This is a genomic window from Psychrobacter sp. (assembly GCF_030454045.1).
Classification (GTDB): domain Bacteria; phylum Pseudomonadota; class Gammaproteobacteria; order Pseudomonadales; family Moraxellaceae; genus Psychrobacter.
Genome location: NZ_JAKDJE010000008.1, coordinates 1 through 13,834, shown reverse-complemented (window position 1 = coordinate 13,834; position 13,834 = coordinate 1). Strand labels below are relative to the sequence as shown.

Below are 13,834 nucleotides of genomic sequence, written 5' to 3'. Positions count from 1 at the left end.
TGCCATAAAGATCAAAGCTGACTTTAGCACATTGTGGTTGAAGCACGTTATACTGGTATTTGTCTTCTACCTACTCAAGCTATCCATTATATTATGAAATTTGAAGCCTATATCCAGCCACTACTCTCAGGCTACTACAAACACTATCGCCAGCCTGAACAACGGTTAGCCTTGGTCGTCGGTATGTGGCCGTGGCGAGATATGGTGGGAGACTGGGTGTTTGAGTCCTTTCATATCCAGATTCAGCGGCACTTTACTCAGCGCTATTTTGAACAGTGGCTCAAACCCTTTATCAGTCGGGTCAATCCTGTCGTCTATATCTGGGGCTATAAAGCGCCTGATTATTTGATTGACTATGCCCGTGAGCACGGGCTGGATGTTTTCTTCTTAGAGGATGGTTTTATTCGTTCAGGGCCTGATGATGATAGCAATACTCCACCACTCTCTATCGTGATGGACAGTCAAGCGCCCTACTTCGATACCACTAGACCTAATGACCTGACTGACCTCATCGCTAATTTTGACTTTGAGCAAGACAGCTATGATGAGGAATGGGCGCAAGAAATGCTAGATTATTATATCTCGCATCGGGTGAGCAAATACAATCATCAGCCTTATGTCGATGTCGCACCCATCTATGGGGTGAAAACTAAGAAGCGGGTATTGGTACTAGGACAAGTGCCGCATGATGATTCATTAAAATACGGTGGCGGTGAAGGTATCACATTGCTGGATGTGGTCAATCAGGCCATCGACGACAATCCTGATGCGCAAATCATCGTAAAACCACATCCGATGACGTTAGACGATACTTCTCTTATTGACACTTTAAACAATTTAGAATGTCTAATCCTTACCCAATCTATTCATTTGGTGGATGCATTAGAAACCATCGATCACGTCTATACGATTACGTCACTAGGTGGATTTGAGGCGTTACTGAGAGGAAAAAAGGTCACCGTATTAGGGCGACCTTTTTATCACTCTCTTTGTCAAAACAACTGTGAGAAGTTTAAATATTTTTTACTGTGTTACTTATACTGCCAATATAATTACTGTGTTACAGCTGCATGAACCTTTAGGAATGTTGAAGGGTCATCGAGCAACTTAAAGTTACCTTGCTCAATCAAAATTTTATCAGCTATTTCACGCAAAGCGCCAAAACCACCCTTGGTCTCCAGCACTAAATCACATTTAGCTTTGACGTATTCAGGAGCATCAGCGACAGCCACTGCAACACCACAACTGATGAAAGCTGGTAAATCAATGGTGTCATCACCGATATACACAGTATTCACTTTGGTAGTGCCTGCCCGCTGAATAATTTCCTTACAGGCTACTTCTTTATCTTTGATACCTAGCATAAAGATATCAATGCCCAAGTCAGAAATCCTCTTCCTTAATGGCTTTGAATCTTTACCTGATAATACTGCTACTTGAATACCTGCCTGTTGCAACAGTTTTATACCTAGACCATCGCGCACATGGAAGCGCTTGATACATTCACCATGTTCATCATAGTAAATACCACCATCTGTTAATACGCCATCAATATCGGTAATAACAAGTTCGGTATTAGAGAGTAAAGACTTTTCACTCTCTGACTGTTTACCTTGAAGAATAGCGATTACTTTTTGAAGATCTTCAGGGGTATCTACACCAGGCCCTGTCTTCATTACTTCAAATGCATAAATATCTATATCGCTATCTAATAATCTTAATTGTTCTAATTGTTCTGCTGATTCGACATTAGATTCAGGCAACTGCGTATATCGTTCTAGAACAGACTTGCGATAGGCATATACACCAACGTGCTGCTTATAGTTAGTTTGTATCTCATTGTTTCGAATAAAAGGTATTGGAGAGCGACTAAAGTAACATGCACGGCCGCTATGTGATGTCACCACTTTAACGGTATTGGGATCTTGAGCTTGGCGTTCATTGATAGCATGGTACAGCGTTCCCACTTCAATGGATCTGTCTGCTGTCATGGCTTGAATAAGCAGCTCAAGATCCTCTACACGAACCAAAGGTTCATCACCTTGTAAATTGATATATAAATCAGCATCTATCTCATTCATGACTTCTACCAGCCTGTCAGTACCTGAAGCATGATCTGGTCTGGTCATCATACCTTTACCACCGAAACTATGCACTACCGACAGAATCCTGTCGTCATCAGTGGCTACAACGACGGTGGCGTTTTTTATAGATGCCGCTTTTTCATACACGTGCTGAATCATGGGCTTACCCAAAATATCTGCAAGCGGCTTACCAGGAAAGCGTGAAGACGAATAACGTGCGGGGATAACGATAGCAACAGACTGCATTTAATATACCTTTAAGGCGCTTTTATTGAATATCTAAATCAGGCAGTGACTTGACCAAGTCATCGATTTGTTTCATTTGTTGTAAGAAAGGCTCTAGCTTATCAAGTGGCAAAGCACTCGGACCATCACATTTAGCAGCATCAGGGGTCGGGTGGGCTTCCAAAAACAAGCCTGCAAGACCAGCTGCCATCCCTGAGCGGGCCAACTCGATAATTTGATCTCGGCGGCCGCCTGATGCGTCACTGCCTGCACTTCTAGTCTGCAATGAATGCGTCACATCAAAGATAATGGGTAAGTCATTACTGATACGCTTCATTACGCCCAGACCTAGCATATCGACCACTAGATTATCATAACCAAAACAGCTACCTCGCTCACATAGCATGAGTTTATCATTACCCATTTCATTGAACTTATTGATGATATTTTTCATCTGCTCTGGGCTGAGAAACTGCGGCTTTTTGATATTAATTGGTCGCCCAGTCTCTGCTAACGCTTTTACCAAATCTGTCTGACGTGCCAAAAAGGCAGGCAGTTGCAAAATATCAATCACTTCGGCTGCTGGCTGGCACTGATAAACCTCATGCACATCAGATATCACTGGTACATTAAAAGTATCTTTAACTTCTTGTAAGATCTTTAGACCTTCATCCATACCTGGGCCACGAAACGAATGAATAGATGATCTATTCGCTTTATCAAAACTGGCTTTAAATACATAGGGTATACCAAGCTTTTGCGTAATTTCCACATACGCTTCGCATGCTGTTAGAGCTAGGTCTCGTGACTCTATGACGTTGATACCACCAAATAATACAAAAGGCTTATCATTGCCAACTGTTATGTTTTCCGTAATTTTCATTTGTGTTCCTCAAGACTATAAAATACTAGTCACTTTTAATTAATACCAGCCTGAACCAAGTCACGTAAGGCCAGCACACCAACTAGTACATCATTATCTAAAACAATAAGCTGGTTTACTTTTTTTTGTCTCATAATATCAAGGGCTTTTGAGGCTTTTATATCAGGAGAAGTAGTAATCGGTGCTGTCTTCATGACACTGGCAATAGGTTGGCTCATATCTTGATTCGTTGTGAGCAGTCGACGGATATCACCATCTGTCAGTACCCCATAACGATTTTTGTCATCTACGACCACAGTCATACCGAGTCGTTTTTCGGTAATCTCAAATAGGGCTTCGATGATACTGGTCTTTCCTGTCACCAAAGGAATCTCATCACCGGATTTCATAAGATCAGAAACATGGGTCAAGAGTTTTTTACCCAGCGCACCCGCAGGATGCGATAGGGCAAAGTCCTCTGACTTAAAGCCGCGGGCTTCAAGCAATGCGATAGCCAGTGCATCGCCCAGTACCATCGTCGCTGTGGTGCTAGAGGTAGGTGCTAGACCCATTGGACATGCTTCTTCGAAGTCGCCAAGTGTCAAAGCTACGTCTGCTTCTTGAGCTAATCGACCTGATAAATTTTTAGTGATACTTATTAAAGGTAAGTCTAGTTTTTTAATCACAGGCAATAAGACATTGATCTCATCGCTATTACCTGAGTTGGATATCGCTAAAACGACATCACCCTTTACGATCATCCCGAGGTCGCCGTGACCGGCTTCACCAGGATGGACAAAAAAAGCTGGGGTACCAGTAGAAGCCATCGTCGCCGCTATTTTACGACCTACTAAACCTGACTTACCCATTCCCGTAATGATTAGACGTCCTTGACAGCTCAAGATGGTCTGACAAGCCAACGTAAACCTCTGATCTAAATCTATCTGTAACAATGCCAATGCTTTAAGCTCAATGTCAAAAGTTCTTTGAGCAGATGTTAAATATTTATTAGTTTGTAGATGCACTACAACTTCCCCATTTTGTTAAATTTATTTACTCTCAGGCTACCTGCTCATATTTCTTATATAGTTAGCTGAATGTAAAACTGTTATAGATTTAAACGCGCTACTGGTATAAATTTTACTTGCGTGCTGCGTTCCCAGAGGCTGCGCAAAATTCATCCCAGTAGCGCTATGACATTTTTAGAGTGTATCGACTATAATAGTTTAATAATAGATCTCTGGTTTTTTGAAAACCCTCACTGCCATATTTTTTAGTTGTTGTGTAGATTTGCTATAGAACAACAAGCTCTATACCTTTTCAACAAATGAAGTATATTCCGACGGAGTGCCGCAGAATATGACGTCATCATTATCGATTCTATGAAAATGAATATTTTTCCCTTTTTTTATTAGGTAATTGTATAGAGGGGCAACATACAACTCCCCTTTCTCCCACCGTTCTTTTGGAATAGAAAGATAGTAGTCGTAAGCCTCAAAGTAATCTTGGATACTCTTAAAATGATATAAGCCAGTACAACATAGGTCAGAAATAGGATTCTTTTCTGTTGTTAAGTCTACTTGTGTACTGCTATCACTTATGGGGCGAACAAAAGACCAATTATCACCAGATCCTTTAAATACCTCTAAATACCCGTCGCCAAGTTGCTCTAAGTTAGGATATTCAAAACTTGGTCTAAATGTATCGATATTAAAAATTGTAATAGGTTCAATACCCTCACGGTAACTACTTAGGCCTAAAGTAACCGTCTCGGCTTGACCTCTTGTTTCTTCATTCAACACTACAATGTCATAATCTTTTATGTTTAAGGCAACAGCCCTTTGCTTAACAAACTCAGGAGTATTAAACACATCTCTTACAATAAAAACAAAGCGGATATTTTCAAAATATGCTTGAAAGCTTTTTATTGAATGATCAAATAAACTTTCACCATGTGCTTCTAACATATACTTTGGTAGTTCATAACCCGCTTTAAAAAAGCGAGAACTTAAACCTGCCATTGGAATAACAATCATAATTATTACCTATTTTAATTCTTTCAGTCTTTTATAAAGGCGGAATGCATTAGCAAAAAAGGCATCTTGACGCTTTGGATCGTCGCTATGTAAAGGCAACATAGATAAAAACAATTGTATTTGCATTGCAATAATATTTTCCTCAGAAATTCCAAATTTTTTATAAATCAAATCAATGAAGTAGGTCTGAGTTCCATGCTCTTTTCTGTTAGTATCAATAGAAAGTGTTATATTCTGTTCAGAAATATCAACATGATAATACCCAGCAATGATCCAATCATACAATCCAATAACAGAATGTGACAATTTAGCGATATCGTAATAAACATGCCCATAATTTGATAATTGACCATCAGGTGTTAAGCCACGTGGATCAATGACTTTAATTCTATTGGAGCGGAAGTCATACAGCACGTTACTAAAACAAAGATCACCGTGTAAAATAGAGATATTATTATCATCAAAAGGAAGATTTTGATTAGATAATAATAAGATATCATTTAATGACACCAAATCATTTTCATAATTCCATAGCTGTCCCAACTTATAGCCTCTTAAAGTACAAAACTCCTCAAGTCTTTGGTTAGTTTTTTTACCAAAAAGCTCTGGGAGTAAGTTAGCTAAAGCACCATCTGGCGCTTTCTCTTGGCTGCATGCAAGAAGAAAATCAACACACTCATTTAGAATACGCTTCCATACTTTTTGAGGAAGTTCTGAAAAAACGTATAACTCATTTAATGTGGTATTATGCAGATACTCTAAGCGGTAACTTGTACGCCCATTATTGTTTTCTTCACCTAAATATTGAGGGATATAACGGCGTAAAGAGTAAGGTAGCTTAGCAAACCAATTAGACTCCGCTACAATTTTAATATCTTTACTGCTAGACTTTTCAATCCAAGAAGAGGTTATCGCCAAATCATTAAAAGCTCGTTGCGTTGTAAAGTTAACTTTTGATGAGTAGTAAGTATTGACATGTCCAAAGTCCAACCAGTCATCAGATAATTGACTAGAAAAAGCTGTCAATTTACGATAATAATTTACACCATCCAAAAAGTTCCAGTTAGACTTGGTTAATGCTCTTAATAATGCACGAGGTTCTGAGAATTTAAAGTAACCATTTACAATTTGGCTACCATTAATATCTAAGTCACCTTGTGCTTGTTGTAACCAATTATTTTCATCTTCAGTCGCTAGAGCCCAATGGTAATTCTCTTCAACCGTTGAAAGTGAAGCAAAATTATCTCCCTCAGGCAGCTTACTAAATAAAGTATCTCCAAATAATAGGTGTAATGGCTTGCTAAAATTATGCTCGGATATGTTAAGCGCTGCAATTAGTGATTCGCCTAATGTTAAACTATCAGGTAATGCTAATATTTCAACCTGGTTTTCAGATAATGATTTAAGATCTGTCTGAGAAATAAGGTAGCTCTCAGGAACAGAAAGGTAAATCTTTGTATTAACAGGTGCGAGCTTCACTTGATGCTGAAAAAGTCGTCTATTCCCTAAAGGTAAAAAACTAGGAGGAATTCTCCCGAATTCAGATTGTAATTCTTGGCCTATATAAGCACCTGACATAATTAAAAACATATTAATACCTAGAGTTCGTTGCCACTATCAGTATACGAATTTTCTTTTGCTAATAGCTGCATAATCTCTTCATAACCCATTGAAGTAAATTCAGAAGGTCGAATAGATTTATCATCAATATAAAACCCTTCATTGCCACACCAAGGTTTACCGATAATAATTTCATCATAAGGAACATCGTGTTTATTTAGCCATTCAATGATAGTAGGTAAAGTGTGAATATTAATTTTCCCTACATTACCCTCATAAGTACGCATGTTTCTTGCTGTTGCTATTACAATAGTAAAGCCATCTTGTTGATACTTATTCAAAGATTTAATTAGCTCTAGGTTAGGCAATACATTTATATAGTCGGATGTATTACCCAACGTCACAGTACCATCTAAATCAACAATTAACCTCTTCATTCAGATTATCCATTTTAGGTTAAGTAAATATAAACTACAATTTTCCGAGTATTTTAACTAGTTCGCGCTCAAAAACAGCATCATCGATACTAAAATCACTGTTATTACCCGTAGAGAGAGCAGGACCTATAATGGATGTTACATAATGATTTAATCTTGTCGCTGTATTATAATGAATTTCTCGGAAAAAATTTTCACTTTGCAGTAACAAGATATGAGTCCCAGAGTTACATAGAAAATGATTTTGCATTCCTCCACCATATTGCCCAACTATTAAATCAGCTTGTGAAAATATTTCTTGTTTTTCTGATAAAGTCATTTTTCCTGGAGTTTTTATTTCTAAGCCATGCTTCTTGCAAATATCTATAATCTTTGACTCATTTATAATTGTTCGAATACCCTTTCGCTCATCATTCCGATCAAAATAATATAGATTTTTTTTATTCGTTTTTCTTTTCTCTAATCTTAAACTTGTTAGAACAGGTAAAGAAAAGTCTGAAATCGAAACATTATTAGTTGACGTACGGCTTCCAACATATATATTTTTGAATAACATTGATATTGATAAAGGCTTAACGATTAAGTCTGATTTTTTTACACCTAACCTCATCAAAAATTCTAATTTAAAAGAAGATATTGATTCATATGGTATCAATATCTTTACATCTTCTCCCAGCTCTTTCCTTAGAAAATCACGGTAGGCTAGTAATGGTATCGTATCCCAAACAAAGTGGCTATACGAATTATCTTTTAACCGTGTCATTAGTAATACAGTTTCGTTAGTATATGAGTAATTATTAATATTATCGTTTAGTTTTACGTATCCATCACCTAGAAGCTCTAATCCTAGCCTATTTTTAATAAGACCTTTGAAACCATTAAACCGAATCTTATCTAATGGATAAAATATACTTTCATTCAGCATATGACTTAAAAAAATTTTTTTATTAGCTGTCTTTATCGCTCCATCACCAAAACATATAGCATTATTAAACTTGATCAAATCAAATGAATCTATCTTCTTTACTCTTTTAGAGGTTCTTGGTTGGTAATTATGCCGATAATCACAAATTTCCCTCTCAAAGCAATGCTCTTCGAAAGAACTAACTTTAATCCTATAATGATTTAACCTTTGTAAGTAGCATTTCAGATCACCGTTCACTTCAGTAGGTTCAACACGTCTGGTTTCAGATTTGTCTAACAATGTGTATATCATGTTTACCTTCAATTTTATTTTGAGCTGACTATAAGTAGACTTGCTATAAAACAACAAACTCTATACTTTTAGCAGGAATACTACCTTTGTAAATTTCGCCTTTGTAAATTACTCTAAAGCGGTAAACCTCTTTTTTAGTATCAAAGTTTACTTTCTCAATATCATAAACTTGTGACTCTAACTCACAAACTCCACCAAATTCTTTATTCTTATCAATATTTTTAATGAATATTGAACCAGAGGCTTCAAGAGAAGCTGCTTTTTTTATATCTTTATCTAAATAAATCCACCCTAGCTTCGTTCCAATAGTATTCTTGATTATCTTTCCAGAAAATTCATATCCACTTTCATGAGCTTTAGTTTCTTTTAACTCACTAAACAAACTCATCCACTTATTGATTATCTGGTTAGACGAAAATCTTGAAGAGCTAGCTATACCATTTCTCCCCATTTCATAAGCTATATCTGGATTGTTTAATAGATATGAAACCTTTTCTATAAACTCTTTTTCATTGTTGACCAAAAAACCATCTTTGCCATCTGTGATAATATCGGTTGGTCCATATTTGGTTTTGGTGGATACTACGGGTGTGCCGCATGCTAAGGCTTCGACCATACTACCTGGAAATCCTTCAGCTGAAGACATACTCAATGTCACGGTAGCACGAGATAGCTCTCTATGAGGATTTATGGAAAACCCCATAAACTTGACATTATTCTCTAATTTACTTTTTTTGACTAAAGCTTCAAGATTATCTCGCTCATCACCATCTCCCCATATCTCTAAAATGGCATTTTTATTTGCAGACACTATATGACTAAAGGCTTTAATCATTTTGTCGATTTGCTTAACGCTCGCTAGTCGTGTAAGAATAATAGCAAAATTTTCTGAATTTTTATCTAATTGCTCATTATTAACACTCTTAACAGGATTAGGTATCACATAGCAATTATTAATATCAAATTGAGCTTCTATATCTTCGCGTTGATGATTAGTAAGGAGTACGAAAGCATCACACAACTTGTTGTAGTTAAAAACATTGTTATATATTGGGTTTATTTTTGAGCCTACAGTTCTTGGCATTAATAAGTGGTTGCCATGAGCCACCAATATTTTATAAGCATTCTTATCTGAGACCATACAAACAGACTTTGCCATCCTTATAGCATCTGCAATATAGTAACAATCTGAAGTGCCCTTGAGTTCTGATAACCAATGAGCGTGGATTGAACTTTTTGAAGGAAATTGTAAGCAGCCTTTTTGTGGATGGTAGTACAACACACAAGTACAAACATTATCTTCATTAAGATATTCTTCAAGAAACAAATCATTACTAGAAGTAAAGTATTTAATTAGAGTTGAATTAGAATCTCTTGGGTTTATTCTTATTTTTTTTACTTTCTCCATTAAGCTTTTTTGATGATGAATAGAGAATACCGCTGATAAATCCACACCATGCTTATAAGCATAAGACAAAGAGCTATAGAAATTAATAACTTTCAATTTAGTACTAATTGTCGAAATAGAAATTAAGTTATTTATTGTATCATTCAGTTTATTGTCAAGAGCTAAAGTAACAACAGCCGAGTCAACACCAGTATCTACAAAGGACTCAGTTCTATGCATTGAAATTCTTGTCATGCCACCTGATTTCTCAGATATCTTATTTAAAACCGATATAACTTTCATAGCGCTACCTTAGTAAGAAAACATTAAAATTGTTAAATATAAATCCATTTTTTTAAAAGCGCTGGCAACTCATCTAATTTTGGGTTATATACGTTTGCATAATAATACAGCAGTTTTTTCACTTTTTGCGTATCAATTAAAAACTCATCTTTCTCTAGATACTGTAACAATTCCTGTGGGGTTTTTACTTGGCTAGATACCGCATATTCATAATCACATTGTCCGCATACTATCACAGGTTTTAAGTGCATAAGAGCTTCAAATCCAACACCTGAGTTGACGACAAATACAGCGTTAGCATTTTCTATAATACTATGAATTGAGGCATCTGAAACTATGATAGCACCTTCATTCAACAGATTTTCAATCAATAACTGCATACTAAGTGAGTTACAGTAAGGATGACGCTTTACAACCACCTTAGTAGCTGTATTCTTATAATATTCAGCAATCGTTTTGAGCATTTGTATCCCATCAAAAAATGCGATATCTGCTACTATGTCTGTTAGAACCTGAAGTGCTACAAATACATACTCACCTTCGGAGACAAATACTTTCTCATTTTGATGATATTTAGATACGTTATTAACGACGTATTCTTGATACAAATAGTTAAAATTTTCATCTAAAGTAGATTGGTCAATATTACTTGTATACTCTTCGATCTCTGAAAAATCAGTCGCCATTTTGGCATAACCTGCAAACCCTTTCGTATCAACAGAGCAACGACCTGCCAGTGTAGACTCTTGCACATGCAACCAGTTAGGGTTATCCACTTCATTGAAAGTATGATAGCTAATAGCCTTAAAATCTGTTTTTCTAGATACGTTTTTCCAGTGATACTGATGTCTTGGAATAATTATTATATCTTCATATGACGATACTATTTCGCATATTTCTCTAAAATATTCCTGCGCTGTCTTAAATGACGGCTTTTCTTTTTCTGGCGGAGTAAAAAAAGCACTAGGTATAAACAGTTCAATTTTTACAGCTTCTCTTTCTATTTTATTAACATCAACTGGAAAGCCATTCATCATTCCTAGCAAAACATCAGACCTTTCATTTTGATCTGCTATTTCTAGCCAAGCTATAATGTTTTTCGAGTCACTATAAACAAGGTTTTTTTCTATTTTTTTATATAGTGCTGATACGTTCTCATCAAGATGAAAACCAAGTTCTAAGCCTTGGCTCATAAACTCCATTGCGTCGGCGAACCATCTATTAGCAAGTAAAAACTTAAGATTTTTATTAAATTCACTATTGTTCTTAAGTATATTTTGTATAATAACCCTTCTAACTTTTATCCTACATTCAACAAGTTCATCCTTTCTCTCAGGGTAAAAACAAGACACCCTGTTAATCATGCTAAGAAATCTTGCCAACTCGGCTTCTTTAAAATCTAGTACTCTATCTAGAGTCTCATTCCCATTGTCGATCATATTGTGATCAGACTCAAAAGTTAATCTTCTGATCGCACCATAAATTGGATAGGTCTGTTCACCAAGCAACAGATACGAATAGGCTCTATCTGTCTGTTTATCGAACTTATATATATCGGATATTCTATGTAAAACCCTTCTATCCATCATGTATTTCTTTTGCATCAAAAGTAGGTGATCTAAAGCGCTTTTTTGATCTCCTAAATCTACATAGCCTGCAATAATGGCAAACCTAGTTTTCATGGTAAAAGAATCTACATCAACTGGGAGCCATTTGATTAATTTTTCAACCTCTTTATTCCTACCCAATTTGCTTAGAAATAAAATATAATCGTCATAGTACTTAGAGTTTAAAGGCTTTAATTTAATTAATTTACTTATTCTCATAATTTCTTCTTCTAGCATAGTAGTTAGATGGGCACCATCATGAGAAAGGATCTTCTGTTTTAATGACTCAACTGTTTTACTGTTAGGTGATTTAGTCAAGACCTTCCAAGCGTCATTAAACTGCCTACGTTGTATTTGAATTTTCGCTTCTTCAACATAACCGAAAGTATGTTGAGGAAAATCAGTTATCGCCCTTGCTATACACTCTTCTTGTAATCTCACATTATTTGCATCAACAGCTGAGCTGTGGACTTTTTTCAGTTTACTCAATGTAGAACCTTCTAACTCAGCAATATCAAGATAAGCTAAAGATGGTTTTTCCTTGTCAGCTAATGCTACATTTCTCTTTGATGCTACATTTTTCTTTAATGCATCAATTTCTTTATTATGGGGGGCTTTGTTTAGAATTTCCCAAGCTTCGTTAAATTTTTCGTACTTGATTTTAGTTTTTGCCTCTTCGATATAGCTAAAAGTATTCTGAGGGAACCTTCTCCTAGCGTGTGCAATACATTTTTCCTGTAATACACTATTATTTGTTCTGATAGCTAATTTATAAACTAGCTTTATCTTATCTAATGGTAAAACATTCAAAACTTTATCATTAATAGAATCAGGATGAACATTTTTAATATTAAGTATAGAAAACATACTAAAAAGTGATTTATCTGCCATTTTTACTCTTCTTTAAAATATTGTATTGACGTTTTAACTGGTATAGCTCTTTTACTGAATCATGGATATAAGACTGCATTTGATTACGCACGATATCACCAGATATTAGACTGTTTATCGCTTCAATACATTTCTCTACAGAGTTTTCACTATATTCATATAATTCAGATTTTATAGCTTTTTTCTCACCAACTATATAATCATAATTTTCTTCTATATGTTTTATACCGTCAATCAGATCAGATGGTCTAGCTACTCTATATCCGAGCTCATCTCTTCTATTAAACTCTAGACTATGCGTATCAATCTTAGCTTCTTCTAAAATTTCATTTTCATTCTTATCTAAAAGAACAACTGGTTTTTCGCAATGAATAGCATCGAAAATCGCACCACTATAATCAGAAATGACGATATCAGAAATACTAAGAAGTTCTAGAGCATCGTCATTGGAACCAAAGAAATGTATCCTATCAGTTTCTATTTTTTCTAATCTACCATCTTCCAAAAGATCTGTATTGTGATGCAATTTAACGAGTACATTATAACGTTCAGATAAACCAAGAACTGCACCTATATACTCATCTATACTAGACAACTCTCCCCAAGTTGGCATATATAAGACTGTTAGCAAACCATCATCTATACTATGAATATACTTATTTTTTGCAATCAGATGGAAATCTTCATCATACCATAACTGTAATCTAGGATTACCAACAGCCTCAGATGGCGCATAAGTAGATAATTTCTTTTCTGGATAGGATCCGTATACAAGACATAAATCTGCTAACGCTCTCCATGTGCCATAGTTGTGTGGCTCTTTAGCATAACCATATTGAAGCATTACAATTTTTGTTTTCTCAAATAATGGTAAGTGTAGAAACATCGTTTGACATACAATAACGTCAAAAACGCCATCTAATTCTTTAATCTTTCCAGTCTCCCAAACGACAACAGGAACTTCTTGATTGGTTAGAATTTCTTTTGTAAAATCATTAAGATGATCCCTTCTCTTCTCTAATATAAAAACGCTTCCTGGAATTTTGCTAGCTAATAATTTAATATGTATAAATTGAAAAGGATTCCAGCCTATAAATGCTATTTTGTACTTATTCATTCTTGTAAAACTCCAAAGTTTCTTTGTTTTTAAACAGGCTAATTCTAAGCTCTGATTGTTTGATCTACTCTTTAAATATTAATAACATTTTTACAAATTATAATGTTCC

General features: G+C 35.7%; 11 protein-coding genes. 1 reads left to right on the top strand and 10 read right to left on the bottom strand.

What is annotated here, in order from left to right; translation table 11 throughout:
• Positions 1–93 precede the first annotated feature (93 nt).
• Positions 94–1,074, top strand: coding sequence for a hypothetical protein (locus tag L0G63_RS02715; RefSeq protein WP_301449280.1), 981 nt, complete (start codon positions 94–96; stop codon positions 1,072–1,074).
• Here L0G63_RS02715 and kdsB read toward each other — a convergent pair.
• The 10 genes from kdsB to L0G63_RS02665 all read right to left on the bottom strand — a co-directional run bounded on the left by kdsB (position 1,053) and on the right by L0G63_RS02665 (position 13,725).
• Positions 1,053–2,330 carry a 3-deoxy-manno-octulosonate cytidylyltransferase gene (kdsB, locus tag L0G63_RS02710; protein ID WP_301449279.1) on the bottom strand — a complete coding sequence of 426 codons (1,278 nt, stop codon included), beginning with the start codon at positions 2,328–2,330 and terminating at the stop codon, positions 1,053–1,055. The genes L0G63_RS02715 and kdsB overlap by 22 nt on opposite strands.
• Before the next feature lie 22 nt (positions 2,331–2,352).
• Entirely contained in the window at positions 2,353–3,192 is an 840-nt protein-coding gene (kdsA, locus tag L0G63_RS02705) for a 3-deoxy-8-phosphooctulonate synthase (protein WP_301449278.1), read from the bottom strand.
• Between the two features lie 35 nt (positions 3,193–3,227).
• Positions 3,228–4,196, bottom strand: coding sequence for an SIS domain-containing protein (locus L0G63_RS02700; protein WP_301449277.1), 969 nt, complete (start codon positions 4,194–4,196; stop codon positions 3,228–3,230).
• Positions 4,197–4,481: 285 nt separating this feature from the next.
• Entirely contained in the window at positions 4,482–5,207 is a 726-nt protein-coding gene (locus L0G63_RS02695; RefSeq protein ID WP_301449276.1) for a glycosyltransferase family 2 protein, read from the bottom strand.
• Positions 5,208–5,216: 9 nt separating this feature from the next.
• Positions 5,217–6,797 (bottom strand): hypothetical protein, encoded by a 1,581-nt coding sequence (locus L0G63_RS02690; protein ID WP_301449275.1) that lies wholly within the window; start codon positions 6,795–6,797, stop codon positions 5,217–5,219.
• 8 nt (positions 6,798–6,805) lie between these two features.
• Positions 6,806–7,204 (bottom strand): HAD hydrolase family protein, encoded by a 399-nt coding sequence (locus L0G63_RS02685; RefSeq protein WP_301449274.1) that lies wholly within the window; start codon positions 7,202–7,204, stop codon positions 6,806–6,808.
• A 34-nt stretch (positions 7,205–7,238) separates the two neighbouring features.
• On the bottom strand, positions 7,239–8,408 hold the full coding sequence (locus L0G63_RS02680) for a DUF563 domain-containing protein (protein WP_301449273.1): 1,170 nt from the start codon (positions 8,406–8,408) through the stop codon (positions 7,239–7,241).
• Positions 8,409–8,463: 55 nt separating this feature from the next.
• The gene (locus L0G63_RS02675) at positions 8,464–10,110 is read right to left on the bottom strand and encodes a glycosyltransferase (RefSeq protein WP_301449272.1); all 1,647 of its coding nucleotides are present in this window, start codon (positions 10,108–10,110) and stop codon (positions 8,464–8,466) included.
• 32 nt (positions 10,111–10,142) lie between these two features.
• A complete protein-coding gene (locus L0G63_RS02670) occupies positions 10,143–12,608 on the bottom strand; it encodes a hypothetical protein (protein ID WP_301449271.1) in 2,466 nt (821 codons plus the stop codon).
• On the bottom strand, positions 12,598–13,725 hold the full coding sequence (locus L0G63_RS02665) for a CDP-glycerol glycerophosphotransferase family protein (RefSeq protein ID WP_301449270.1): 1,128 nt from the start codon (positions 13,723–13,725) through the stop codon (positions 12,598–12,600). Before L0G63_RS02665 ends, L0G63_RS02670 begins: the two co-directional genes overlap by 11 nt.
• Positions 13,726–13,834: the final 109 nt, after the last annotated feature.